This window comes from Gemmatimonadetes bacterium SCN 70-22 (assembly GCA_001724275.1).
Classification (GTDB): Bacteria; Gemmatimonadota; Gemmatimonadetes; order Gemmatimonadales; family Gemmatimonadaceae; genus SCN-70-22.
Genome location: MEDZ01000015.1, coordinates 38,642 through 64,910, shown reverse-complemented (window position 1 = coordinate 64,910; position 26,269 = coordinate 38,642). Strand labels below are relative to the sequence as shown.

Annotated in this window: 19 protein-coding genes and 1 pseudogene; 14 read left to right on the top strand and 6 right to left on the bottom strand. The window is 70.2% G+C overall.

Going from position 1 to position 26,269, the window contains the following annotated elements; all coding sequences use genetic code 11:
- The first annotated feature begins 1,011 nt into the window (after positions 1-1,011).
- Positions 1,012-2,074: pseudogene (locus ABS52_09335) on the top strand (DDE endonuclease).
- Here the strand turns inward: ABS52_09335 and ABS52_09330 are convergent.
- The 6 genes from ABS52_09330 to ABS52_09305 all read right to left on the bottom strand — a co-directional run bounded on the left by ABS52_09330 (position 2,071) and on the right by ABS52_09305 (position 10,593).
- Positions 2,071-3,603, bottom strand: a complete 1,533-nt coding sequence (locus tag ABS52_09330) for a bifunctional phosphoribosylaminoimidazolecarboxamide formyltransferase/IMP cyclohydrolase (GenBank protein ID ODT03403.1) — start codon at positions 3,601-3,603, stop codon at positions 2,071-2,073. The pseudogene ABS52_09335 and the gene ABS52_09330 overlap by 4 nt on opposite strands.
- Before the next feature lie 126 nt (positions 3,604-3,729).
- Positions 3,730-4,422, bottom strand: a complete 693-nt coding sequence (locus tag ABS52_09325) for a phosphoribosylglycinamide formyltransferase (protein ODT03402.1) — start codon at positions 4,420-4,422, stop codon at positions 3,730-3,732.
- A 67-nt stretch (positions 4,423-4,489) separates the two neighbouring features.
- The gene (locus tag ABS52_09320) at positions 4,490-5,053 is read right to left on the bottom strand and encodes a hypothetical protein (GenBank protein ID ODT03401.1); all 564 of its coding nucleotides are present in this window, start codon (positions 5,051-5,053) and stop codon (positions 4,490-4,492) included.
- Complete coding sequence (locus ABS52_09315) at positions 5,041-6,402, bottom strand: L-seryl-tRNA(Sec) selenium transferase (GenBank protein ID ODT03400.1); 1,362 nt, start codon at positions 6,400-6,402, stop codon at positions 5,041-5,043. The genes ABS52_09320 and ABS52_09315 overlap by 13 nt, the downstream gene beginning before the upstream one ends.
- Positions 6,403-6,406: 4 nt before the next feature.
- Entirely contained in the window at positions 6,407-7,852 is a 1,446-nt protein-coding gene (locus tag ABS52_09310) for a hypothetical protein (protein ODT03399.1), read from the bottom strand.
- Positions 7,840-10,593 (bottom strand): valine--tRNA ligase, encoded by a 2,754-nt coding sequence (locus ABS52_09305; protein ID ODT03398.1) that lies wholly within the window; start codon positions 10,591-10,593, stop codon positions 7,840-7,842. The genes ABS52_09310 and ABS52_09305 overlap by 13 nt, the downstream gene beginning before the upstream one ends.
- On the opposite strand from ABS52_09305, the gene ABS52_09300 reads away from it, so the two are divergent.
- From ABS52_09300 to ABS52_09240, 13 genes are all read left to right on the top strand, one after another.
- Positions 10,592-11,887, top strand: a complete 1,296-nt coding sequence (locus ABS52_09300) for a hypothetical protein (protein ID ODT03397.1) — start codon at positions 10,592-10,594, stop codon at positions 11,885-11,887. The genes ABS52_09305 and ABS52_09300 overlap by 2 nt on opposite strands.
- The gene (locus ABS52_09295) at positions 11,872-13,797 is read left to right on the top strand and encodes a threonine--tRNA ligase (protein ID ODT03396.1); all 1,926 of its coding nucleotides are present in this window, start codon (positions 11,872-11,874) and stop codon (positions 13,795-13,797) included. Before ABS52_09300 ends, ABS52_09295 begins: the two co-directional genes overlap by 16 nt.
- A 3-nt stretch (positions 13,798-13,800) precedes the next feature.
- Positions 13,801-15,141, top strand: coding sequence for a hypothetical protein (locus ABS52_09290; GenBank protein ODT03395.1), 1,341 nt, complete (start codon positions 13,801-13,803; stop codon positions 15,139-15,141).
- A 24-nt stretch (positions 15,142-15,165) separates the two neighbouring features.
- Entirely contained in the window at positions 15,166-15,525 is a 360-nt protein-coding gene (locus ABS52_09285; GenBank protein ID ODT03394.1) for a mannose-6-phosphate isomerase, read from the top strand.
- Positions 15,526-15,719: 194 nt separating this feature from the next.
- Positions 15,720-17,687 carry a hypothetical protein gene (locus ABS52_09280; GenBank protein ID ODT03393.1) on the top strand — a complete coding sequence of 656 codons (1,968 nt, stop codon included), beginning with the start codon at positions 15,720-15,722 and terminating at the stop codon, positions 17,685-17,687.
- The gene (locus tag ABS52_09275) at positions 17,684-18,670 is read left to right on the top strand and encodes a hypothetical protein (protein ODT03392.1); all 987 of its coding nucleotides are present in this window, start codon (positions 17,684-17,686) and stop codon (positions 18,668-18,670) included. Before ABS52_09280 ends, ABS52_09275 begins: the two co-directional genes overlap by 4 nt.
- Positions 18,671-18,851: 181 nt before the next feature.
- Positions 18,852-20,057, top strand: coding sequence for an acetyl-CoA acetyltransferase (locus tag ABS52_09270; GenBank protein ID ODT03391.1), 1,206 nt, complete (start codon positions 18,852-18,854; stop codon positions 20,055-20,057).
- Positions 20,058-20,086: 29 nt separating this feature from the next.
- Complete coding sequence (locus ABS52_09265) at positions 20,087-20,977, top strand: hypothetical protein (protein ODT03390.1); 891 nt, start codon at positions 20,087-20,089, stop codon at positions 20,975-20,977.
- A 6-nt stretch (positions 20,978-20,983) separates the two neighbouring features.
- A complete protein-coding gene (locus ABS52_09260; GenBank protein ID ODT03389.1) occupies positions 20,984-21,832 on the top strand; it encodes a 3-hydroxybutyryl-CoA dehydrogenase in 849 nt (282 codons plus the stop codon).
- Between the two features lie 96 nt (positions 21,833-21,928).
- Complete coding sequence (locus tag ABS52_09255; protein ID ODT03388.1) at positions 21,929-23,092, top strand: acyl-CoA dehydrogenase; 1,164 nt, start codon at positions 21,929-21,931, stop codon at positions 23,090-23,092.
- 105 nt (positions 23,093-23,197) lie between these two features.
- Positions 23,198-24,274 carry a leucine dehydrogenase gene (locus ABS52_09250; GenBank protein ODT03387.1) on the top strand — a complete coding sequence of 359 codons (1,077 nt, stop codon included), beginning with the start codon at positions 23,198-23,200 and terminating at the stop codon, positions 24,272-24,274.
- Positions 24,275-24,438: 164 nt separating this feature from the next.
- On the top strand, positions 24,439-24,891 hold the full coding sequence (locus tag ABS52_09245; protein ODT03386.1) for a ribose 5-phosphate isomerase B: 453 nt from the start codon (positions 24,439-24,441) through the stop codon (positions 24,889-24,891).
- On the top strand, positions 24,888-26,186 hold the full coding sequence (locus tag ABS52_09240; GenBank protein ODT03385.1) for a serine hydroxymethyltransferase: 1,299 nt from the start codon (positions 24,888-24,890) through the stop codon (positions 26,184-26,186). Before ABS52_09245 ends, ABS52_09240 begins: the two co-directional genes overlap by 4 nt.
- Positions 26,187-26,269 lie beyond the last annotated feature (83 nt).

Sequence of the window (26,269 nt, the reverse complement as noted above, 5' to 3'; positions counted from 1 at the left end):
GCAGTACTTCTCGAACGGTGTAGACACCGGTCGAGACATGCTGTGTCAAGACCAGGCGCAAGTACTCAGCGGACCTGGCGACAGCGGTTCTCCCGTCTTCTCCTCCCTGAATACACAGACTACCAACGTCACGCTCCACGGCATGCTTTGGGGGCGGGGGTACTCGGTGTTTCCGAGTTCGGGAACCGTGTACATGACCTTCAGCCCGATCAATCTCGTGTATGCCGAACTCAATGGTCACTTCGGCTGGACTCGGTATCTCACGAGCCTGCGATAGCACGCATGTAAATGGACGACCACAGCGCGCTTCTCACTGGCACTTCTACCATTCGGACGTCGACCATGAGTACACAGAGTGCTCCGTCGTCGCTAACACAGGTCCTGACGATAGCGACGCTCCTGATCCTGTTCTCCGCTTGCGGTTCCTCTCCTACGGGAGCCTCACTCGAGGGGCACTATGTGCTGCAGTCAGTCAATGGATTAGCGCTGCCGGCGCGAGTGAGTCCGATGGCAAGCACCGTCGTAGACTCGGGCGTACTAGTGCTCGAGAGTGGGCATCGTTACTCGCTGTTGCTCTTCTCGAGAACGTCCACAGAGTCGGGTGGAGAACGACAGCAGAGTGAGACCCATGGATTGGTGCGGCCGAGTGCGTCAACGCGCGAGTTCCGTCTCGTGCCGCAGAATCTTGAGTCCGACATTTCGGGAGTAATGGTCATGGAGACGATGGAAGCGCCGAAGCGAATTCGCCTTCTCGGGAACTTGGAGAGTTCGTTCGAGTTTCTCAGGAGGTAGCTGGCAAGTTCCAGGCGCGAGGAGTCATTCGACGTGTCTCGCTGCTCTTGAGTCCTCTCGGTGCTCCCGGCGAGGCGGAGCCTCGATGCAGTGGAGTCAACGCTGGTGATCTCGAAGGATAAATTGCGGTTGAGCGGCGCGATGAAATTACTAGTGGCGCGTAAGTGAAATGTGGATAGCATCGATCTTGCATGAGCGGCCGGTATGTGTCATCGTGCCATGGACCTCGTGCTCTCCGACGTCGAGCGCGCCGAACTCGAGCGGCTGCTCCGTCAAACGACGCTCAGTCCAGACATCGCCAAGCGCATCCGGGGCGTGCTGCCGCTCGGCGACGGCGCGTCCTACTCCTCCATCGGCGGCGCGCTCGCGTGTACGGATCGGTTCATCGCGGCCTGGAAGCGTCGCTATGTCCAGGGGGGCGTGCTCGCCCTGGGCGATGCCCCGCGGGCCGGGCGGGGACATGGCTTGTCGGCCGCGCTGGAGGCGAAGATCGTGCGCCTGACGGTGCAGGCCGCGCCGCCCGTCCCCCCCTGACCCACTGGTCGAGTCGCCGCCTGGCGGCCCGGCTGGGGCTCGCCCACACCACCATCGCGGCGGTGTGGAAGCGGCACGGCTTGCGGCCGCATCGGCTGGAGCGCTACAAGGCGAGCCCGGATCCCGACTTCGAGACCAAAGCCGCCGACATCATCGGCCTCTACCTCGAGCCGCCGCAGCATGCCGTGTTGTTCTGCATCGATGAGAAGACCGCGATCCAAGCGTTGGATCGCACCGATCCCCGGCTCCAGCTCTCGCCCGGCCGTGCCGAGCGACACGGCTTCGAGTCCGTGCGGCATGGCACCCTGTCGTTGTACGCGGCGCTCGAGGTGGCCACCGGCCGCGTGGAAGGGCGCACCGCGGCGCGCCCCACACGAGCACGGAATTCGTGGCGTTCCTCGACCAGGTCTGGGCGGCGGCGCCCAAGCGGAAGCCGCTCCACTTCATCGTCGACAACCTGTCCGCCCACAAGACCAAGGCGGTGCAGGCGTGGCTCGACGCCCACCCGCACGTCACGATGCACTACACGCCCACGTACAGCAGTTGGCTCAACTAGGTGGAGAGCTGGTTCGCACGCATCGAACGCGACTGCATCGCGCGCGGGATCTTCACCTCGACCACGGACCTCAAGCGGAAACTGCTGCAGTACATCAAACTGCATAACACCACCTGTCAGCCGTTTGTGTGGCGCTACCGCGACCCCACGCGACGCATGCGTGCTACATCTATTTCAACTACGTCCCACTAGTGCCTGAACAGCCGCTGCCCCGAGAAGACCATGGCGATCCCCTTCTCCTCGGCGGCGGCGATCACCTCGGCATCGCGCACCGAGCCGCCCGGCTGCACGATGGCCGTCACCCCCGCCTCGGCCACCTGGTCGATGGAGTCGCGGAAGGGAAAGAAGGCGTCGGAGCCGAGCGCCGCGCCGGTGGTCTCGTGGCCGATGGTCCGGGCCTTGTGGACCGCCATGAACGAGGCGTCGACGCGTGACATCTGCCCGGCGCCGATCCCGATCGTCGCGCCGTCGCGCGCCAGGACGATCGCGTTCGACTTCACCGAGCTCACGGCGCGCCAGGCGAAGAGGAGGTCGGCGTGCTCCCGGGGGGTGGGGGCGCGGCGCGTGACGATCTTCCAGTCGGCATCGCCTAACGAGGTGGGCGGGCGATCCTGCACCAGGAACCCCCCGCGCACCCGCTTGAAGTCCTGGGCGCCGGGGCGCCAGCGCGCCGTCCCCTCCAGCACGCGCAGGTTCTTCTTCCGGCCGAGGATCTCCACCGCCTCCTCGCTGAAGGCGGGGGCGACGATGCATTCGACGAAGAGCGAGGCGATTGCCTCGGCCGCCGCCTGGTCCACCGGGACGGTGAACGAGACGACGCTCCCGAAGGCCGAGACCGGGTCGCAGGCGAGCGCCTTGCGGTAGGCGTCCAGCGCCGAGTCGCCGACGGCGAGCCCGCACGGAGTGGTGTGCTTGATGATGGCACAGCACGGCTGGTCGCCGAACGGGTCGCTGGCGAGGAGCGCGCCCTCGAGGTCCAGGAGGTTGTTGAACGAGAGCTCCTTCCCCCCCTTCTGGACGAGCCCGGCCAACCCGTCACCCGACCGCTCGATGTAGAAGGCCGCCGCCTGCCCGGGGTTCTCCCCGTAGCGCAGCGACTGCTTGCGCTCCAGCGCGACCGGGAGCGTGTCGGGGAAGCGGTCGCCGCGCTGCTGGGCGAACCAACTGGTGATGGCGGCGTCGTAGGCGGCGGTGTGGGCATACACCTTCTCGGCCAGGCGCCGGCGGAGCGTGGCGTCGTCCGTGCCCGACTGGATGGCTTCGAGCACCGGGGCGTAGTCGGCCGGGTCGACCAGCACCCAGACCGACGCGAAGTTCTTGGCTGCCGAGCGGAGCATCGAGGGGCCGCCGATGTCGATGTTCTCGATCACCTCGTCGGGGTGGACCCCGGGGCGGGCGGCCGTCTCGCGGAAGGGGTACAGGTTGACGCAGACGAGGTCGATGGGGGCGATGTCGTGCTCGGCGATCGCCGCCATGTGCTCGGGCAGGTCGCGACGGGCCAGGAGGGCGCCGTGCACCGTCGGGTGCAACGTCTTCACGCGGCCGTCGAGCATCTCGGGAAAGCGGGTGACCTCGGCGATGTCGCGCACGGCGAGGCCGGCGTCGCGAATGGCGCGCGCGGTCCCCCCGGTGGAAACGAGGTCCCACCCCGCGGTGACGAGGGCGCGGGCGAAGTCGACGAGTCCCGACTTGTCGGAAACGGAGAGCAGGGCAGTGGGCATTCTGCGGGCGGTACGAGCTGGGCGGAGGACGATGGGCGGAAGGGTCGGGCGGCGCGGGGAGCGCGGGGAGCGTGGGCGCCGCGGGAGGCGGCGCCGGTGCCCGCGCGCGCCCGACCCGCCCGAAAGCTAACCGAGGATCGCCCGAATGCCCTCGACCGTGGCGCCCGGGGTGTCGCTGAGCGCGAACCGGGATGGGGCCACGCGCCCTTCCCCCCCGACCACCCGGCCGTCATCGCCTAACGATATGTCCCCCGAGGCGACGTGCTGCACCACCCGCGGGTACAGCGCGTGCTCCACCTCCAGCACCCGCTGCGCCAGCGCCGCGGCCGTGTCGTGCGGGAAGACGGGGACGGGCCACTGGGCGATGATGGGGCCGTGGTCGTACACCTCGTCCACGAAGTGCACGGTGGCGCCCGTCACGCGAGCCCCGCGGGCGATCACCGCCTCGTGGACGTGGTGCCCGTACATCCCTTCCCCCCCGAACGCGGGGAGGAGGGCAGGGTGGATGTTGACCATCCGCCCGCGAAAGGCGCGCGTCACCTCGGCCGGGACGAAGCGCAGGTAGCCGGCCAGCACCACCAGGTCGATCGCGTGTTCCTGCAGGAGCGAGAGGAGACCGCTGGTACGGAGCGCCTTGTCCATGGCCACCGCGGTAACCCCCGCGGCGCGTCCCCGCTCGAGCGCACCGGCGGCTCCCCGGTCGCTGGCGACGAGGACGACATCGCCCGGGCGCTCCTCGCCCAGGGTCGCGAAGTGCTGCAGGATGGACTGGAGGTTCGACCCGCCCCCGGAGGCGAGCACCGCGATCCGCTTGTGCATGGCGCCGCATTGTACCCACGCGGCGCTCGCGGAGTAAGGGCAGTGTGGGGGTACGATGCGGCGCTGCTCAGCGCGCCAGCGTGGCCAGCCAGTGGGTGACCGCTTCGCCCAGCGAGTGCATCACGCGGGCGTGCGTGCGGGCCCAGTAGACGTCGTTGGGAGGGGTCTCGTTGGACGGGACGAGGATCCCCATTCCGCCGAGCTCCGTGGCCGGCTCGATGTCGCGACGACGGTCTCCCACGAAGAGCGACCGCTCCAACGAGATGTCCTGCTCCCTGGCCGCCCGCAGGTACAGCCCGGTCGCCGGCTTGCGGCAGTCGCACGGGCCGGAGACGCTGGGGTGGTGCGGACAGTGGTAGGACGCGTCGATCCGTGCCCCTCGTTCGGCGAGGAGGGCGTCGAGTCGCTGCCGCGTCGCCTCGTATTGCGCCTCGGTCAGGAGCCCCTGCGCGATCCCGCTCTGGTTGGTGATCACGATTGCGAGGTGGCCCGCCTCGTTGATGGCGGACACCGGCTCGGCGACCCCTGGGAGGAGGTGCACGCCGTCGGGATCGGCGAGGTAGTGGGCGTCCTCGATCAGCGTTCCGTCGCGGTCGAGGAAGGCGGCAGGGCGCGCCGTCATGGCGCGCACGCGCCGATGATGGCGCGACGGAGATGGAGGTCGAGCGCGGCCGGGACGGAGCGGAGGTCGAGGTGAAGCCGGTCGCGCTCGATGCGTCCAACCACGGGTTCCGTCCCGCGACGCAGCTGGCGATCGCGCGCCAGCGCATCGCCCTGGAGCGCGACGGCCCACGACGGAATGCGCGCCGCCGGGAAGGCGCCGCCGCCCACGGTGGCCTCGGCAGGGACGACGTCGCAGGGGATCCCGGCGGCGCGGAGGGCGTCACCCAACGATTCCGACCGCGCGCGGATGTCGTCGGCCGGTGCCGTCAGCATCGCCAGCACCGGGACTTCGCGCATGGCGGCGGCAGGGTCGCGATACAGCACCAGCGTGGCCTCGAGCGCGGCGAGGGTGAGCTTGTCCACCCGAAGGGCGCGGCAGAGCGGGTTGCGCCGGCAGGCGTCGACCGCCTCGGCGCGCCCGACGATGATGCCGGCCTGCGGCCCGCCGAGGAGCTTGTCGCCGCTCATCATGGTCAGCGTGGCGCCGTCGCGCACGCCGTCGCGCGCCACGGGCTCGCCCGCCAGGCCATGCGCGGACAGGTCGACCATCAGCCCGCTCCCGAAGTCGTAGAGCAGGGGGACGCCGTGCGTGCCGGCCACCGGGGCGAGGTCGCGCACCGTCGCCTCGGCGACGAAGCCGGTGATCTCGAAGTTGGAGCGGTGCACCTTGACCAGGGCCCCGGTCGCGGTGCCTAACGCGGCGCGATAGTCGTCGACGTGCGTGCGGTTGGTCGTCCCCACCTCGTGCAGCGCGGCGCCGCTCCGCGCCATGATCTCCGGGACGCGGAAGCTCCCCCCGATCTCGACCAGCTCGCCCCGGGACACGATCGCTTCGCGGTCGCGGGCGAAGGTGTTGAGCGCCAGGACGAGCGCCGCCGCGCAGTTGTTGACGACGATCGCATCCTCGGCGCCGGTCAGCTCGCACAGGAGGGCGACGCAGTGCGCGTATCGCGACCCGCGCCGCCCCTCGGCAATGTCGTACTCGAGGTTGCACGCGCCCGCGGCCGTCCCGTTGATGGCCTCGAGGGCGGCGTGGGCCAGCGGGGCGCGCCCGAGGTTGGTATGGAGGACGACACCGGTCGCGTTGAACACCGCGCGGAGCGACGGCTGCTGCAGGGCGTGCAGTACCTCCGCGATGCGTGCCACCCATCCCGCCTCGTCGGACGGGACAGGAGTGCGCCCCTCGCGCACGTCGGCCACCGCGCGCCGGGCCGCCTCCGCGAGGAGCGCGCGTGGGGCGCCTTCCCCGAGCGCCTGCACCCCTCGGCGCGCCAGGAGGACGCCGATGGCGGGGAGGGCGCGGCGCGCGTCGGTCACGAGCCTAACGGCTAGCGATGGCGGCGCGGCGCCGGTCGTCGACCCACGGCGACCTGGCGTGCGCCGCGCGAGGCGACGACGCCAGCGACGCCCCCACGGTGCCGGACGCCGGCCCGCGTCCCGCCGCCCCCCCGACGCCCCCCGTGTCCGGCCGGGGGCGCGGCGTCGAGTCGCGGCGTGCCGCCCCCTTGCGGGTGGTGTCGGCTGCCTTGCGCTCCTTCTCCGTGGTGAAGACGCGCTCGCTCGTGCGCGCATGACGCAACAGCGTGCGCAGCTCGATGGCCCGGAGACGATACGTCGTGCCGGGGCGAAGCGGGGTCCCGAGCTTGATCACCACCTCGCTGACCGGGGCCGGGACGCTCGGCTTGGGAGCCGGCTTGCGCCTGGCGGTGGTGTCGGGAGCCTGGGCCGGCGGGGCGGGGGTGGCACGGCGCGGGGGCGTCCGCCGCGTGGTCGGCGGGACCGGGGGCGTTGGCGCCGCCCGTGTCGTGTCGGCGGCGCGGGCCGAGTCGCGCCGCGCCGCCCGCTGGATGGAGTCCTGGATGGCCTTGGTCCGGATGGAATCATCGCGCTCCTTCTCGAACGCGCGCCGGGAGAGGACGCGGGCGATCCGCACGGCCGTGGAGTCGGCCTGCTTGAGCGTGAAGCGCGTGGTGTCGAGCACGAACGACGTGTCGAGTGCCCGATCGAGCGAGACGCGCAGCGTCAGCGAGTCGGTGACCGTCACCGTCTGGATCCCCGCCCCCAGCGTGTCGTGCACGAAGGCCAGGATCTCGTGGCGCAGCGAGTCGGCGAGCGTCACGGTCACCGTGTCGTACAGCTCGCGCGGGTCGATGAGGCGATTCTTGTTGGCGTCGACCAGCCCGCGCAGCAGGTAGCGGCCGGGCGGGACGTGGGCCAGGTCGTACTGTCCCGAGGAGTCGGACAGGGCGACGTAGCGCACCGAATCGCGTGACGTGGGAATGGGAAACGCCTCGATGAGCGCTTCCGGCGCCGGCTTCTCCGCCGGCCAGTCGAAGATGACGCCGCGCAGGTGCCCGGTCGCGATGGACGGGCCCGTCGAGAACACCACGAGCATCCCGATGGAGTCGACATTCGCCTCGAGGTCGGTGAGGCCGGGGAGCATCCGCACGGTGTACGTCGTGCCGGGACGCAACCCGCCGCGCGGGCTCACCGACACCGTCTTCCGCCTCCAGGAGATGCTCGGCGTTCCGGCACTCGGCGAGACGAGGAAGAGTCCCGCGAGGTCCGTCGCGCCCCGCGGGCGTTCGCTCACCACCTCGTCGAACTCGAACGTCACGCCGCCGGCCCGCACGTTCACCGCATTGGTGTCCGGGCGGACGCGCACGACCTTGGGCGACTCGAAGTCCTCCGGTCCGCCCGGCGGGGCCCCCGCCGAGGCACAGCTCCATGCCGCGGCGACGACCAGCAGCCGCGCTAGCTGCCGCACAACGACCCCACCTTGGCCGCCAGCTGCTCGCGGCGTGCGCTCCACTCCTGCTCCTTCCGTCGTTCCGCCTCCACCACCTCCGGCTTGGCGCGAGCCACGAAGTTCTCGTTCTGCAGGCGGGAACGCAGCCCCGTGAGCTGCTTCTCCAATCCTTCCAATTCTCCCTTGAGTCGCGCGCATTCCTTGTCGAGGTCGATGGCTCCCGCCAGCGGGAGCACGATCTCAGTACCATCGGAGAGGACCTGGTGTGCCGCTGCCCCGGCCGGCGAGGCGTCGGCCACCGTCACGGCGCAGCGGGTCAGGCGCTCGATGAGCGCCCCCTCGGTCGCGAACAGGGCGCCGGAAGCGGCGGCGGGGATGACGAAGCCGGCGAGCTGCTTTCCCGGGGCGATGCCGTACTCGCCGCGCAGTTGGCGGATGGCGACGACCGCCTCGATGACCCGCTCGAACTCGCTCGATTCCCCGGCGAGCTGGAGTGCGGTGGGCCAGGGCGCCACCGCCAGGAACGTCCGGTTCACGTGCCCCGGGAGGCGCTGCCAGAGCGCCTCGGTCACGAAGGGGACGATGGGGTGGAGGAGGCGGAGCGCCTGGTCGAAGGCGTGCACCAGGACGGCGCGGGCCGTCTCGCGATCCTCGCCGGGGGCCGTCAGGCGTCCCTTCACCGATTCCAGGTACCAGTCCGCGAGCTCGCTCCAGACGAAGCTGCGCGCCGCCTCGGCGTATTCGTTGAGGCGCAGCCCGGCGAAGCGTTGCTCTTCGCGCCAGCGCCCCGCATCCGGGCGCGCGGGCCCCAACGCCGTGTTGCATGCGTCGATCGCGGCGTCGAGCCGGCCGAGGATCCAGCGGTCGGCTCGCGTGAAGTCGCCGGGAGGGATCGCGTCGATCGGAAGGACCTCGTCGTCCCCCACGTTGGTCAGGAGGAAGCGTCCGATGTTCCAGAGCTTGGTGACGAAGTTGCGCCCCGGGGCGAACGAGCGCTCCAGGTCCTTCGGATCGAGGATCGTGTCGGCCCCGAGCCCCATCCCCGCCACGACCGTGTAGCGCAGCGCATCGGCCCCGTAGAGCTTCACCACGTCGAGAGGGTCGATCCCGTTCCCCAGCGACTTGGACATCTTCACGTGGTTGGTGTCGCGCACCGTCCCATGCAGGTACACCGTGTGGAACGGTGCCTCACCCATGAAGGCGTAGCCGGTCATGATCATGCGGGCCACCCAGAAGAAGAGGATCTCCGGGGCGGTGACGAGCATGTCGGTGGGGTAGAACGCCTTGAGGTCGGCGGTGTCGTCGGGCCATCCCAGCGTCGAGAACGGCCAGAGTCCCGACGAGAACCAGGTATCCAGGACGTCCTCGTCCTGCCGCACCGGTCCCGAGCAGGCGGGGCAGTGCGTCACGTCCTCGCGCGAGGCGGTCACCTTGCCACACCCGTCGCAGTACCAGACGGGGATGCGATGCCCCCACCACAGCTGCCGTGAGATGTTCCAGTCCCGGATCCCCTCCAGCCAGTTGATGTAGACCGCTTCCCAGCGCTCGGGGAGGATGCGGACCTCCCGCTCGCGCACCGCCCGCAGGGCGGGCTCGGCGAGCGGCTTCATCTTGACGAACCACTGTTCCGACAGGCGAGGCTCGACCACCGTGTCGCAGCGGTAGCAGCGACGGATCGCATGCTGGTGCGGCTCGACCTTCACCAGGCGTCCGAGCGCCTCGAGGCGGCGCACGATCTCGTCGCGTGCCGCGAAGCGATCCATCCCCGTCAGGTCCTCGGGGACGCGCCCGCCGGCATCCATCACCTCGCGGAGCTCGCCGGTCGGCGTGAGGATGACCGGCATCGCCAGGCTGTGACGCTGCCCCACCTCGAAGTCGTTGGCGTCGTGTGCCGGCGTGATCTTCACCGCCCCCGATCCGAACGCAGGATCGGTGTAGTCGTCGGCGATGATCGGGATCTCGACGTCGGCAATCGGGAGCTTCACGGTGCGCCCGATGAGATCCTTGTAGCGGTCGTCGTTGGGGTTCACCGCCACCGCCACGTCACCCAGCAGCGTCTCGGGGCGTGTGGTGGCCACGACGATGAATCGTGGCTCCTCGGCGACGTTGGCCGCGGTGATGGGATAGCTGATGTGGTACAGCTTCCCGCTGCTCTCGTGGTGCTCGGCCTCCTCGTCGGAGAGCGACGTCAGGCAGCGCGGGCACCAGTGGATGACGCGATGGCCTCGGTAGATGAGCCCGCGCTCGAACAGGCGCACGAAGGCCTCGCGCACGGCGCGCGACAGCTGGGGCGAGAGGGTGTAGGCCGTTCGGGTCCAGTCGGCCGACGCCCCGATGGCGCGCAGCTGGGCCAGGATGGTCCCCCCCGTCTCTTCCACGTACGCAGCGGTGCGCGCCACGAACGGCTCGCGTCCGACGTCGAAGCGTGTCTTCCCCTCCTTGGCCAGCTGCTTCTCGACGACGTTCTGTGTCGCGATCCCGGCGTGGTCGGTCCCCGGGATCCACAGCGCCTCGTCTCCGCTCATCCGGCGCCAGCGCATCACCACGTCCTGCACGGTGTTGTTGAGCCCGTGCCCCATGTGGAGGACGGCGGTCACGTTGGGCGGGGGGATGACGATCGTGAAGGGATCGCGCGTGCCGCCGGCGCGTCGGGAGCGTTCGGGCTGCGCCGTGAAGACCCCCGCCTCCTGCCAGCGCTCGTACAGGGCGCGCTCGGTGGCGGCGTGGTCGTATTGCGAGGGGAATTCGTTGGTCGACATGAGGGCGAAATCTATCCGTTCGGGCAAGCGAGGGGCGAATGCGACGAGGGCCGTCCTGCACGGGACGGCCCTCGGTGGCAACGCGGCCGTCCGTCCGCACGTCCCCGCGTACGTCGGTGCGCGCGGCCTCGCGTACGCCATCGCGGACGGCCACGTCGACGACGATGCGCTCCACTCCCGGGACCCGGGCGGCGACCCGGCGGGCGATACGCAGCTCGCGCTCGCGCCGCACCCAACCGGTGAGTTCGAGGACCCCGTCCTCGTCGACGGCGATCTCCAGCGCGCGCTGGCGCAGCAGCGGGTGCCGCCTAAAGGCCGCCAACACCTCGCGTTCGACGTCCTCGGGAGGGATGGTCTCGACGATCTCGTCCTCCTCCTCGTCGAAGCCTTCCACCACCTCCTCCCCTTCCTCCCACTCGTCTTCGCCGACGATAACGTCGTCGCCGTCCGCCTCCTCGGCTTCCGCGTCCTCGGCGTCGTCGTCCTCGTCGTCGACGAGCTCATCGTACGCGTCGACGTCCTCGGCCTCGTCCTCCTCCTCGTCCTCCTCCACGAGTTCGTCGTCGTGCAGCCGCAAGGCGCGCGGCGACTCCTCGTCGTCCTCGTCGTCCTCGTCGTCCTCGTCGTCGAGTCCCGCCGTGGCGCGCTCCACTTCGTCCAGCTCGTACTCGTCGAGCTCCTCGTCGTAGCGGCGGCGGCGGAGCCGCGCGCCCGAGCCCCGTCGCCCGTGCAGGAGGGCGCTCACCATTTCGTCGATCCCGATGGAGTCGAGCACCGTCGCCACGATCCCCCCAGGGAGGACGCGGCTCAGCACGGCGTGGAGCGGGTGGCGCCGATTCCTGAGGAGCTTGCGGAGTCCCTTCCATCCGCCGAGCCGCTGCGCGACCACGGCCCCCGCCAGGAGGCCGGCGGCCACTCCCGCGGTGACCAGGAGCGCGCGGCCCGTGCCGGAATCCTCGTCGTCGTGATACCGAACCATGTGTCGTCTCGGGTGGCGGGGCGTGAGCGGCGCTCGCGCGTCCCCGTAGCATCAACTCACTGTCGTACGATAACTTGCGCGTCGTCAATATGCGATCTGTGCCGCCGGAACATCGCTCCTCCACCCTCACGCGCCTCATTCCGTGGCTCCTCCTCGCCGCGCTCGTCGTCGGGGGGGTCGTGCTGGCGTTCCGGTATGCCGGGCGTGTCACCCCGCTCATCGAAAGCGTCCGTTAGCGCGGTTCCCCCATCCGCGCGCCCGGCGCACCCATTTTCTCACGTGCCTCGCCCCACGCTCCCATGTCCGCACTGCTGACCCTGACCCTTCCCAACGGCGATACCCGCGAAGTCCCAGCCGGCACGCTTCCGCGCGATGTGGTGGCCTCCATCGGTCCGCGACTCCTGAGCGCGGCGGTGGCGGTTTCCGTCGACGGCGAGGTACAGGATCTCATGACCCCCCTGCGGCGCGCGGGGGCGTTCCGGGTCCTGACGGAGAAGGATCCGGAGTCGCTGCAGGTGCTACGGCACTCCGGGGCGCACATCCTCGCCACGGCGGTGCGGCGGCTGCGCCCCGAGGCGAAGATCGGCTTCGGCCCGGCCATCGACGACGGTTTCTACTATGACTTCGAGGTCGAGAAGCCCTTCACCCCCGAGGACCTCGAGGCCTTCGAGGCGGAGATGCGGAAGGTCGTGGCCGAGAAGTACCCGTTCGTCCGCGCCGAGGTGAACATCGACGAGGCGCGGCAGCACTTCGCCGACGACCCGCTCAAGCTGGAGCGCATCGACGACCTCCCGACCGGCGAGATCATCTCCACCTATACCGACGGCCCGTTCATCGACCTCTGCCGCGGCCCCCACGTGCCCGATACGTCGTACCTCAGGCACTTCAAGTTGCTGAGCACGGCGGGGGCATACTGGCGCGGCGACGAGCGGCGGCAGATGCTGCAGCGCATCTACGCGACGGCGTTCTGGAAGAAGGAGGATCTCGAGCAGCACCTGTTCCGCATCGAGGAGGCGAAGCGGCGCGACCACCGCGTGGTGGGGAAGGCGCTGGACCTCTTCCTGTTCCACCCCTACGCGCCGGGGGCGGCCTTCTGGACCGAGCGCGGGACGACGATCGTCAACACGATCAACGAGTACCTCCGCGAGCTGCAACGGGACGACTACAAGGAGATCAAGACCCCGCTGCTGTACAACAAGGGGCTGTGGGAGACCTCCGGCCACTGGGGGAAGTACCGCGAGAACATGTTCCTCGTCCTGAACAACGAGTCGGGCGAGCACGACATGTCGCTCAAGCCGATGAACTGCCCCTCGCACTACGTCCTGTACAACAGCAAGAAGCACTCGTACCGCGAGCTCCCGCTCCGCTACAACACGTACGACGTGCTGCACCGCAACGAGATCACCGGCGCGCTGTCGGGGCTCACGCGCGTGCGCCAGTTCCAGCAGGACGACTGCCACATCTTCCTCATGGAGTCCCAGATCCCGGAGGAGGTGCACCGCCTGCTGCATTTCATCCTTGGCTACTACCGCACCTTCGGGCTCACGGCCACGCTCAAGTTCGCCACCCGCCCCGAGGTGCGGATCGGGACGGACGCGATGTGGGACCGTGCCGAGGCGGCGCTGCAGGCGGCCCTCGACTCGACGGGGCTCCCCTACGAGTTCAAGCCGGGGGATGGCGCGTTCTACGGCCCCAAGATCGACTTCGACGTCACCGACTCGCTGGGGCGGGCGTGGCAGCTGGGGACGATCCAGCTCGACTACGCCGCGCCGGAGCGCTTCGACATGACCTACGTCGGCGAGGACAATACGGTGCACCGCCCGGTCGTGATCCACCGCGCGGTGAGCGGCTCGTTCGAGCGCTTCATGGCGATCCTCATCGAGCACTTCGCCGGCGCCTTCCCCGTCTGGCTCGCGCCGGAGCAGGTGCGCATCCTCCCCATCACCGACGACCTCGCCCCGCAGGCGGCGGAGGTGACGGCCAGGCTGCGGGGCGCCGGCATCCGCGCCACGATGGACGCGCACAACGACACGCTCAACTACCGCATTCGCGAGGCCGAGCTCCTGAAGATCCCGTACATGGCCGTTCTCGGGAAGCGCGAGGCGGAGCAGGGGACGCTCGCCGTGCGCGCCCGCGGGCAGGGGAAGAAGCAGGACATCGTCGGCGTGGATGCCTTCATTGCCCGGGTGCAGGAGGAGATCCGGACGCGGGCTCTCGGCGCCTAGTCGATGCCGACGCCGCGTGGCGCCCTCCAGCGCGTCCTCGGCGTCGGCTTCGGCCTTGCCATCATCGTCGGTGGGGCCGTCGGTGTCGGGATCCTGCGCACGCCGGGGACGATCGCCGGCCTGGTGCAGCACGAGGTTTTGGTCTTCCTGGCGTGGGGCCTCGCGGGGCTCTACGCCCTCCTGCAGGCCAACAACCTCGCTGAGTTGGCGGCGGCGATCCCGCGCTCCGGGGGATCGTACGTCTTCGCCCGGCGCGCCCTCGGCCCGTACGGCGGCTTCCTCATCGGGTGGAGCGACTGGCTCGCCCTGACGGTCGCGACGGCGTACATCCCGCTGGCCGCCGCCGAGTACGGGGCGCGGCTCGTCCCGTCGCTGGCCGGCCTCGAACCGGTCGTCGCGGTGGCGGGCCTCGCGGTCTTCGCCTCGCTGCAGCTGGCGGGGGTACGCGCGGGGAGCCGGACGCAGGAGGTGGTCTCGCTGGCCAAGGCCGCGGCGCTCCTCGCCTTCGTCGCCGCCTGCCTCCTGGCGCCCGCCGCCCCGGACGCCCTGCCGTACGCCGGCAGCCCGCCAGGGGACGACGCGTCCGGCGGGGTGACCCTCGTCGCCTTCGCCGGCGCGTTGCAGCTGGTGATCGGCGCATACGGCGGCTGGTACGCGGCCGCCTTCTTCGGCGAGGAACAGGTGGACCCCGGGCGCGACGTCCCGCGCGCGCTCCTGCTCGGCGTCCTCGTCGTGATGGCGATCTACCTGCTGATGAACGCCGCCTACCTGCACGTCCTCCCGATCCGAGCGCTCGCGGCCAGCACCCTCCCGGCGGCCACCGCCATGCAACGCGTCTTCGGCGGGGCGAGCGATCGCCTGGTCACCGGACTCGCCCTGCTGGTGCTGCTCGGCATCCTCAATGCCCTCGTCATGATCGCGCCGCGCGCCCTCTTCGCCATCGCCCGCGATGGGCTCTTCTTCCGCCGGGCGGCATCGGTCAACCGGAGAGGAACGCCGGCGGTGGCGACGATCCTCACGGCCCTCGTGGCGGTGGCGCTCGCCCTGAGCGGGACCTTCGAGCGGCTCTTCGCCCTCACGGCCGTCCTCATGACCGTCGTGGACGCCGTCAACACCCTGAACGTGCTCGTGCTGCGCCGTCGCGAGCCCGGGCTCGCCCGCCCGTACCGGGCGTGGGGGGCGCCGCTGACGACCGTGATCGCCTTGCTCGCGTCGCTGGCCCTGCTGGTCGGCTTCGTGGCCGCCGATCGTCGCACGGCGCTGGTCGCCGTGATCTTCATGGCCTTGAGCTATCCCGTCTATCGCCAGGTCGCGCGGCACTCGGCCGTCGCCAGGCACGCCTGACGAGCCCCCTCATCCGCCACGCCCATGCGCGCCGTCAACCTCGCCGAGAAATTCTCCCGCTTCGATGACCATTGGCACCCCCGCGTCATCGGGGCCCTCAACGGCCAGCTGGTCAAGGTGGCCAAGCTCAAGGGCGAATTCGACTGGCACTTCCACGCGCATGAAGACGAGCTCTTCCTCGTGGTGCAGGGGACGCTGCGCATGCAGCTACGCGACCGCGAGGTGACGATCGGGGCCGGGGAGTTCTACATCGTCCCGCGCGGCGTCGAACATCGCCCGGTCGCCGACGAGGAGGTGCACGTGGTCCTCTTCGAGCCCGAGTCCACGCGACACACCGGCAACGTGGTGACCGAGCGAACGCGGACCGCGCTCGAGTGGATCTGAATCGGGGCGTTTCCGCAGGGCCGTGTCCGCGGGGCGTGGGCGGGCGCGTGACGGGGCGGGCGACGATCGCCCTCTGACGGCTCGGTAGTCGCGGTTCGTCCCGCATGGGTTACCGGCGCGCGGCACCGTGCACACCTTTTCACCCGAACCGGTGTCATACCGCGCGATCAGGACGACTCCCTCCTCGAGGTGAAATGCACGCTGCGCCCCGGCGTCGGCTCGCGACGCCCTTCGTGCTGGCGGTCACGCCCGTCGCCCTTGCGGCGTGCATCGCGGCACCGCTGAAGCTCGCCAGGGACGACTCCGCCATCGTCCTCTCGCGGCAGTCGATTGCCGCGCCCGATCCCGGCCTGCGCGGTCCCCTGGCGGTGCGCTCGCTCTACTACGGGAGCGGCACCGACAAGCGCCGCGCCGAGTTCCGGGACTCGGTAACCCTCCGCACCGCAACCGTCGACGGGAGCAAGCTCGCGGGCCCGCCCGATCCGCAGCAGGGGAAGCTTCGGAAGAAGTTCTGGGGCTTCGACTTCAGCAAGCTCCCGGTGAACGGGCGCGTCTGGTATCCGGATGGCGCCGGGCCGTACCCGCTCGTCCTCATCGTGCACGGCAACCACAACATGAAGGAGTTCTCGGACCCCGGTTACCGCTACCTGGGAGAGCTGCTCGCCTCGCGCGGCTTCATCCTGGCCTCGGTGGACGAGAACTTCCTCAACGGTTTCATGCGCAACGAGAACGACGCGCGCGGGTGGATGCTGCTCAAGCACCTGCAGGCCTGGCGCCGCTTCAACGACTCCACCGGCTCGCCGCTGCAGGGCAAGGTGGACATGACCCGCATCGCCCTGATGGGGCATTCGCGGGGGGGCGAGGCGGTCGCCGTCGCGGGGGCCTTCAACCGCCTGGCCCATTATCCCGACGATGCGTCCGTCGCGTTCGACTTCGGCTTCGACATCAGGTCGCTGGTGGCCATCGCCCCGGTGGACGGGCAGTATCGCCCGTCGGGCAAGCCCACGCCGCTGTCCAACTACAACTACCTCCTGATTCACGGCTCGCACGACGGAGACGTCTCGTCCTTCTCGGGACTCGCCCAGTACGAGCGCCTGCACTTCACGGACGGCGGCGCGTGGTTCAAGTCCGCCATCTACATGTATCGCGCCAACCACGGGCAGTGGAACACCGTGTGGGGCAACCTCGACGGTGGCCCGCGCAGTGCGCGCTACCTCGACGTGCGCGGCCTCGTGACCCCGCAGGAGCAGCGCCGCTTCGCCGAGGTGACCATCACCGCCTTCCTCGAGGCGACGCTGCGCGACAAGCGCGAGTATCTCCCGCTGTTCCGGGACCATCGCGCGGCCGGGGGGTGGCTCCCCAGGACGATGTACCTCACCCGCTTCGAGGACGCCACGTTCCGCACGGCGGCGGACTACGAGGAAGACGTGGACGTCACCACCGGGAGCGTGCACGGCGTGACGTTGCGCGGTGACTCGCTGGCGTCGTGGAAGGAGGCGGTGGTCCCGTTCCGCTGGAAGGGGAGCAACCAGGGGCACACCGCGGTGACGCTCGGGTGGAACCGGCGGGTCGCGGGCGACGACACGCTCGCGCGCGGCCAGCCAGCGGTCTACGCCATGTCGTTAGGCGATTCGTTGCGCGCGGCCTGGCGCATCGATGGCGGGAGCTCCTTCGTCTTCTCGCTCGCCCCCACCGACGTCACCCCCGGGCCGCGCCAGCCGCCGAAGGACACGACGAAGGCGGGCGACTCCACGCGCAAGGCGACGGCGAAGCCCAGGGCGAAGCCCAAGCCACGGACGAAGGCCTCGACCGACACGACGCCGATCGACCTGAGCATCGAGGGGGTCGACGCCGCGGGACGTACGGCCAGCGTGCCGCTGTCCGCGTACGGCGTCCCGCGGCGCCCGCTCGAGTCGTTTGTCTATCGCCGCGCAGGGCGTGACAAGCAGGGCTTCGCCAGCACGTACGAGATCGTCCTGCAGACCTACGCCATCCCGCTCGCCGACTTCGCGCGAGTCACCCCCGGCTTCGATCCGTCCCGCCTCGCGATGGTGCGCTGGCGCTTCGATCGCGCCGACGCGGGGACGGTCCTCCTCGACAACATCGGATTCTCCCGCATGTCCCCCGATTTCCTGGCCCCCGGGATGGGAGGTGCGCGATGAGCGGCCGCCCCGCTGGCGACGTCGTCGCCGCCCCTCCCGCGGTGGCGACCGCTGGCCTGCGCATCGGCGGAGCCATGCGCGCCTTGCTCCTGACGACGTGCGCCGTCGTGCTGGCGGCGCCGCCCGCGCAGGCGCAGCGCGAGCGCTATGCTCCCCTCATCCTCCAGCTCCCGGCAAGCGCCAGGGCCGTGGCGATGGGCGGCCTGTCGATGGGGACGCGGGACGTCGACGCGGCCTTCGGCAACCCGGCGCTCGCCGGGGGGAGCAATGCCGTCTCGCTGACCGGGGCTCGTTATGCTAGCGGGGCGACCGTGGGGCACCTGGCGAGTGCGATGACCGTCGGGGCGCTCGGCATCTCGGTCGGGACGCAGCTGTTGGACGCGCGGTCGCGCTTCGGCGGCTTCCCGGCGCGCAGCGACGTGCTGACCGACGAAGCGGCGCGCGCCACCGCCGGATTGGGCGCCAACGTCGCGGCGTCCTTTGCCTGGAAGGGGATGCGGTGGGGGGCGTCGGCGCGCTACGTGGAGGAACGCGTCTCCGATGTGCGCGCGACCTCGGCCTCCTTCGACCTCGGCGCCTCCAGGAGCCTCCTCAACGGGGCGGTGACGGCCGGGGTGGCGCTGCAGCACCTGGGGCGCGACCTCGCCATCGGGGAGACACGAGCGCAACTCCCCGCCCGGCTCTCGTTCGGTGCGGCGGGGGGATTCGGCAACTTCCGGTGGTTCGACGTGGCCGCCGCCGCCAACCTGGCGGTGCGGCGCGACGGCCGGGTCCTCCCGGCCGCGGGGGGAGAGCTGAGTTACGTCCCCATCGAGGGGGTGGCGTTCGTCGTGCGCGGTGGGGTTCGCGCGCCGGAACTCAGGGCCCAGCGTCCGCTGACCTCCGGTGCCGGGGTGTCGTTCGACCGCGTGTCGCTCGATTACGGTTGGGAAGACATGCGCGGGAAGGGGGGGGCGCACCACCTGACGCTGCGCCTGCGGTAGCGACGGGGGGAGGGGGAGCGGCCGAGGGGCCGCGCCGAGCGGCGGCGCCGAGGGGTGGCTCACGACGCGCGCCGGCTCCGGGCGTCCCGCCCCTGCCTCGTTGTTCCGGCGGGAGACCCGCGGTTAGCTTTCGGGTCTCCCCTCCCCAAACGGGTGGGGGCCTTCTCCCGCCGTTCCAGCCATGTCCGATACATCGCGCATTCCCGTCATCGTCGGCGCCGCGCGGACGCCGATCGGCAAGTACCTCGGCTCCCTGGCCTCGCTCAGTGCCCCGGAACTCGGGGCGATCGCCATCCGCGAGGCGCTCAAGCGTTCCGGCGTCGCCGCTGACCAGGTCGACGAAGTCATCATGGGGCACGTGCTCCAGGGGGGGACCGGGCAGGCGCCGGCACGTCAGGCCCTCCTTCGTTCGGGAATCCCGTCGTCGGTCTCGGCCGTCACCATCAACAAGGTGTGCGGCTCGGGGATCAAGTCGGTGATGCTCGCCGCGCAGTCCATCAAGGCCGGTGACAACCAGGTGGTGGTGGCGGGGGGGCAGGAGTCGATGTCGAACGCCCCGCACTATCTCTACAACCACCGCGGTGGCGTGAAGATCGGTGACCAGACGCTGGTCGACGGGATGATCAAGGACGGGCTGTGGTGCGCTTCCTGCGACACGCACATGGGCGGGCACGCCGAGTACACGGCGCGCAAGGCGGCCATCACGCGCCAGCGGCAGGACGAGTTCGCAGTGCAGTCGCACCTCAAGGCGGCAGCGGCGCAGGAGGCGGGGAAGTTCGCCGCCGAGATCGTCCCGGTGGAGATTCCCGGCCGCAAGGGGCCGACCATCGTCAGCGTGGACGAGGGGCCGCGCAAGGACTCGACGGTCGAGGCGTTAGGCAAGCTGCGCCCCGCCTTCCCGTCGCAGGACGGCGGCGACCTCACGGTCACGGCGGGGAACGCCTCGTCGCTCAACGACGGCGGAGCCGCCGTGGTGGTGACGTCCGAGGCCTTCGCGCGCGCCAACGCCCTCCCGATCCTCGCCCGCATCGATGCCTATGCGACCGGCGCCGTGGACCCGCAGGAGCTGTTCTTCGCCCCGGTCCACGCGGTGGGGAACCTGATGAAGAAGCAGGGGACCACCATCAACGACTACGACCTGATCGAGGCCAATGAGGCCTTTGCATCGCAGGCGCTGGCCGATGGCGACGCCCTGGGCTGGGACTGGGATCGCGTCAACGTCAACGGCGGCGCGATCGCCCTCGGGCACCCGATCGGCGCGAGCGGGACGCGGCTGCTGGTGACGATCCTTCACGCGCTGGCGGACCGCGGCAAGGTGACCGGGCTGGTGACGCTCTGCCTGGGCGGCGGCGACGCGGTGGCGCTCTCGGTCTCCCGCGTCGGCTGAGCGGAAGCGACGGCGGCGCGCGAGCGGCCATGTCCGTGTCCGGAGGGGAGGAGCTCCTCGCGCCGTCGCCCGGTGGGCGCGAGTGGCGCGGGGGGAGCGTCGCCCCGGCGTGGAAGTTCGCGATCTTCCTGCTTGCCTGTTCCGTGGGGTATCTCGGCGCCCGCGCCGTGCTGCCGCCCGTGGCCGCCTGGGTCGAGGGGGCCACCGGGGTGCGCCTCCCCACGTACGTCCTGACGTGGTCGATCGGGATGCTGGTCGGGCACTGGTGGACGTTCCGGGTCGTTGAGCCGGATGGGTGGCGCCTGGTGGCGCTCGACCGGGCGGCGTGCACGCCGCGGGCCCTGCTCGTGGGGGGCGCGTTAGGCGCGGCGGCGGTCGGGGTGCCCTCGCTGGCCCTGCTGGGGATCGGCTGGCTGCGCGTGGAGGCGATGCCTCCGGGGGACGTGGGGCGGGAGGCGCTGCTCACCCTCGCCCTCCTGGTCCCGGCGGCCCTGTGGGAGGAGCTGGCGACGCGAGGCTACGCGTTCGCGCTCCTGCGAGAGCGGCTCGGGGCGCAAGCGGCGATCGTGCTGACGAGCGTCGCCTTCGGCCTGATGCACCTGGAGAACGCGGGAGCGACGTTGCAGTCGATCGCGGTGGTGACGCTCGCGGGGATCTTTCTCGGGAGCATCCTGGTGGCGATGCGCAGTCTCTACGCGGCGTGGGCGGCGCACGTGGCGTGGAACTTCGTGATGGCCGGCGTGATGCACACGTCGGTGAGCGGGACGGGGCTGGGGGCGCCGAACTATCGAACCGTGGATGCCGGCCCGGACTGGGCCACCGGGGGCGCGTGGGGGCCCGAAGCGGGGCTCTTTGCCGCCGCCGGCATGCTGCTCGCGATTGTCTTCCTGCTGCGGCGCGGGGCGCGCCCAAGGAGCTGAACGAACATGTCCGACAGGATTGCGGTGATTGGTGCGGGGCAGATGGGCAACGGGATCGCCCATGTCTTCGCGCAAAGCGGCTTCCCCGTCACGATGATCGACGTGGCCGCGGAGGCGCTGGCGCGCGGCAGGGCCACGATCGACAAGAACCTCGACCGCCAGGTGAAGAAGGGGACGCTCGACGCCGCGGCCAAGGCGGCCACCCTGGCCCGCCTCACCGACAGCACCGACATCGGCGCCGTCGCGGGTGCGGCCCTCGTCATCGAGGCGGCCACCGAGAACGTGGAGCTGAAGCACAAGATCTTCGGCGACGTGGACCGCCTCGCCGCCCCGGGGGCGATCCTCGCGACCAACACCAGCTCCATCTCCATCACCGACATCGCCGCCCGGACCCGGCGTCCCGAGCAGGTGATCGGGATGCACTTCATGAACCCCGTCCCGGTGATGCAGCTGGTGGAGGTCATCCGGGGGCTCGCCACGAGCGACGCCACCACCCAGCGCGTCCTCGAGCTGGCGAAGGCCGTGGGGAAGACGCCGGTCGAAGTGAACGACTTCCCCGGTTTCGTCGCCAACCGCATCCTCCTCCCGATGATCAACGAGGCGGTGTATGCGCTCATGGAGGGGGTAGGGACGGTGGAGGCGATCGACACCGTGATGAAGCTCGGGATGAACCACCCGATGGGCCCCCTGGCCCTGGCCGACCTGATCGGCCTCGACACGTGCCTCGCCATCATGGAGGTCCTGCACGACGGGCTCGGCGACTCCAAGTACCGTCCGTGTCCCTTGCTGCGAAAGTACGTCGCCGCGGGGTGGCTGGGACGCAAGAGCGGGCGCGGTTTCCACAAGTATGACTAGCCCCCGCGAGGCGGGACGCCGGAGTCGGGCGCGCGCCGCCCACTCCGCACGCGCCTCGTCTTCTCGTCCTCTCGTCCTCTCGTCTTCTCACCTCCCATGAGCTGGGCACTCATCCCCCTCACCGAGGAGCAGCGCGCGATCCAGCAGACCGCGCGCGACTTCGCGGCCGCCGAGATCGCGCCACACAGCGACCGGTGGGACCGCGAGTCGATCTTCGATCGCCGCATCGTCGACAAGCTTGGCGCGCTCGGATTCCTCGGGATGCTCATCCCCGAGGCGTACGACGGGCTGGGCCTCGACACCTGTACGTATCTCGTCGCGCTCGAGGAGATCGCCGCCGTCGATGCCTCGGTGGCCGTGCTCATGAGCGTGCACAACTCGCTTCCCACGCAGATGCTCCTGCGATACGGGAGCGAGGAGCAGAAGCAGCGCTTCCTCCGCCCCATGGCGCGGGGCGAGTTCCTGGGCGCCTTTGCCCTGTCCGAGCCGGACGCCGGCTCCGACGCGGCCTCGCTGCGCACGCGGGCGGTCCGCGACGGCGACCACTACGTCCTGACCGGCGTGAAGGCCTGGGTGACGAGCGGCGCTCACGCCGACGTGATCCTCGCGATGGCCCGCACCGATGCGCCCAACGACCGAAAGGGGGCGCGTGGGATCTCGACCTTCATCGTCACGCCCGACCTTCCCGGCTTCTCCGTGGGAAAGAAGGAGGACAAGATGGGGCTGCGCGGCTCCGAGACCAACCAGCTCGTCTTCGACGAGTTGCGCGTGCCGGCGGCCAACCTGCTCGGCCAGGAAGGGATGGGCTTCGTGTACGCGATGCAGTCGCTCGACAACGGGCGACTCGGCATCGCGGCGCAGTCCATCGGCATCGCGCGCGCGGCGCTCGAGCACGCCGTACGGTATGCCGCCGAGCGCAAGCAGTTCGGCAAGCCGATCAAGGAGTTCCAGGCGGTGCAGTTCAAGCTGGCCGACATGGCGACGCGCGTGGCCGCCTCGCGCGCCCTGCTGTATGCGGCCGCGTCGGCGAAGGATCGCGGGCAACCCATCACGCAGTTCGGCTCCATGAGCAAGCTGATGGCCAGCGAGACCGCCATGTGGGTCACCACCGAGGCCATCCAGATCTTCGGGGGCTACGGCTACGTGAAGGAGTATCCGGTGGAGCGCCTCTTCCGGGACGCGAAGGTGACCGAGATCTACGAGGGCACATCCGAGATCCAGCGGATCGTGATTGCCCGCGAGTTGTACGCCAAGTCATGACGCAATGCAGCACCTCACGCGGCGCGGCGACGTGACGCCGGCTGGTCCCCACCAGCGCGGCCCCACACTCCCGTCTCCCGCCTCCCCTCTCCCGTCTCAAGACCCATGAACCTCTTCGACGTAATCTCCGAGATGGGCCACGAGCAGCTTGTCGTCTGTCACGACAAGTCGAGTGGCTACCGTGGCATCATCGCGATTCACGACACCACGCTGGGCCCCGCCCTTGGCGGGACGCGCTTCTGGCAGTACAAGAGCGACGACGAGGCCATCATCGATGCGCTGCGCCTCGCGCGCGGGATGACCTACAAGAACGCGGTGGCCGGGCTCAACCTCGGCGGCGGCAAGGCCGTCATCATCGGTGACAACCGGACGGCCAAGCGCGAGATGATCTTCCGCGCCCACGGGCGCTTCGTCGAGTCGTTAGGCGGACGGTACGTCACTGCCGAGGACGTGGGGACGAGCACGGCGGACATGGACTTCGTGCACATGGAGACCGACTACGTCGCCGGGCTGGCGACCAAGTCGGGCGACCCCTCGCCGGTCACCGCCCGCGGCGTCTTCCGCGCCATCCAGGCCACGGCCAAGCACCGCTGGGGCTCGGAGTCGGTCGCCGGCAAGACGATCGCGGTGCAGGGGCTGGGGAACGTCGGCTACTACCTGTGCAAGGAACTCCACGCCCACGAGGCGAAGCTCATCGTCACCGACATCGATGCGGCGCGCGTGAAGCGCGTGGTGGACGAGTGCGGGGCGCGCGCGGTGGACCTCGACGCGATCTACAGCGTGCAGGCGGACATCTTCGCCCCCTGCGCCCTCGGCGGGATCATCAACGATGACACGATCCCCAAGCTGCGGGCCGAGATCGTCGCCGGTGCGGCCAACAACCAGCTCCTCCTCCCGGAGAAGCACGGGGGCGACCTGGAGAAGAAGGGGATCCTCTACGCCCCCGACTTCGTCGCCAACGCCGGCGGTGTCATCAACGTGTACAGCGAGCTGGCCGGATGGACGGCGCAGCGCGCCCTGCGCAAGGCCGACGAGATCTACGACACGACGCTCGGCGTCTTCGAGATTGCCCGCGAGCAGGGGATCCCGACCTATGAGGCGGCCGATCGCCTGGCCGAGCGCCGCCTCGCCGCGGTGGGGGGGCTGGTGCGCACCTGGCCGCAGTGGCCCAGAAGGAGCTAGGGGCGGGCGCGCGGCCGAGGGGCGGAGAGGGGGTGGGAGCCTGTCGGCCCCGCCCCCTCTCCGCGTCGCGTCCCGCACTGTAGAATTCGGTCGTCCGCTCGTCTTCTCGTCTTCTCGTCTTCTCGTCTTCTCGTCTTCTCGTCTTCTCGTCCTTTCGTCCTCTCGTGTCCAAGGAAACCATCCCCATCGGCTCCGACCACGCCGGCTTCGCGTTGAAGCAGAAGCTCGTGGCGCGCCTCGAGGCGCTGGGCTACGACGTGCAGGATGTCGGCACCAACTCGTCGGCGTCGACCGACTATCCCGATTTCGCGCATCCGGTGGCGTTGCGCGTCGAACATGGGGAGGCCAGGCGCGGCGTGCTCCTGTGCGGGACGGGACTCGGCATGTCGTACGCCGCCAACCGGCACCCGCACGTACGCGCCGCCGTGGCGTGGACGCCGGAAATTGCCGAGCTGTCGCGGCTGCATAACGATTCGAACATCCTCGTCCTCCCCGCGCGCTTCGTGTCCGAGGAGGACGCCACCCGTATTCTCGAGACGTGGCTCAAGACCCCCTTCGAGGGGGGACGGCATGAGCGACGCGTCGAGAAGATCGAACCTGCGCCGGAGGCGAAATGAGCGACTGGAAGTCGTGGGATCGGTGTCCCCCGGGGAGCGCGCTGCGCGAGGCCGACCCGGAGATCGCCCGGCTCATCGAGCGTGAGATCGAGCGCCAGTCCGAGGGGCTCGAACTGATCGCCAGCGAGAACTTCGTCTCCCCGGCCGTCCTCGAGGCGCTGGGCTCACCCCTCACCAACAAGTATGCGGAGGGGCTCCCGGGCAAGCGCTACTATGGCGGCTGCGAGATCGTGGACCATGTGGAGCAGCTGGCGATCGACCGGGCCAAGCAGCTGTTCGGCGCCGACCACGCGAACGTCCAACCGCACTCCGGGGCCTCGGCCAACAGCGCGGTCTGCCTCGCCTTCCTCAAGCCGGGTGACACGCTGCTCGGGCAGGACCTCTCGCAGGGCGGGCACCTGACGCACGGGTCGCCGGTCAACTTCTCCGGGCTCCTGTATCGCGCGGTGCATTACGGCGTCACCGACGCCGGGTACATCGACTACGACATGTTGCGCGACGTGGCGCGTCGCGAGCGGCCGCGGATGATCATCGCCGGGGCGAGCGCCTATCCGCGCGTGATCGACTTTGCCGCCTTCGCCGAGGTGGCCCGCGAGGTGGGAGCGCTGTTGATGGTCGACATGGCGCACATCGCGGGGCTCGTGGCGACGGGGCACCACCCCTCGCCGATGCCGCACGCCGACGTGGTCACCACGACGACGCACAAGACGCTGCGTGGGCCGCGCGGCGGGCTCATCCTGTGCAAGGCGGAGCACGCGAAGGTGGTCGACAAGGCGGTCTTCCCCGGCTCGCAGGGGGGACCGCTGGAACACGTCATCGCCGCCAAGGCCGTCGCGTTCCGCGAGGCGCTCCATCCGTCGTTCGCCGACTACTGCGGCCAGGTCGTGCGCAACGCCCAGGCGCTGGCGCTGGCGCTGGCGGAGCGCGGATACCAGCTCGTCTCGGGCGGGACGGACAATCACCTGATGCTCGTCGACCTGCGCAACAAGGGGATCACGGGAAAGCTGGCGGAGCAGGTGCTCGACCGGGCGGGGATCACCGTCAACAAGAACACGGTGCCCCGCGAGACGCAGTCGCCGTTCGTCACCAGCGGCATCCGGATCGGCACCCCCGCGGTGACGACGCGCGGGATGCGGGAAGGGGAGATGCGCCGGATCGCCGCGCTGATCGACGCCGTGCTGGCCGCCCCCGACGACGCGGCCGCCCACGAGGCGGTGCGGGCCTCGGTGAAGGCGCTGACGGACGACTTCCCCCTGTACCCGCTGGCCGAGGAAGGGGCGGGGGCCAGCGGGTGAGGGAGGGGAGCCGTTAGGCATCCCGGGGCCGGCGTCGCAGCAACCGGCGTCGCAGCCGCCGGAAACGCACGGAGGGGCGCCGG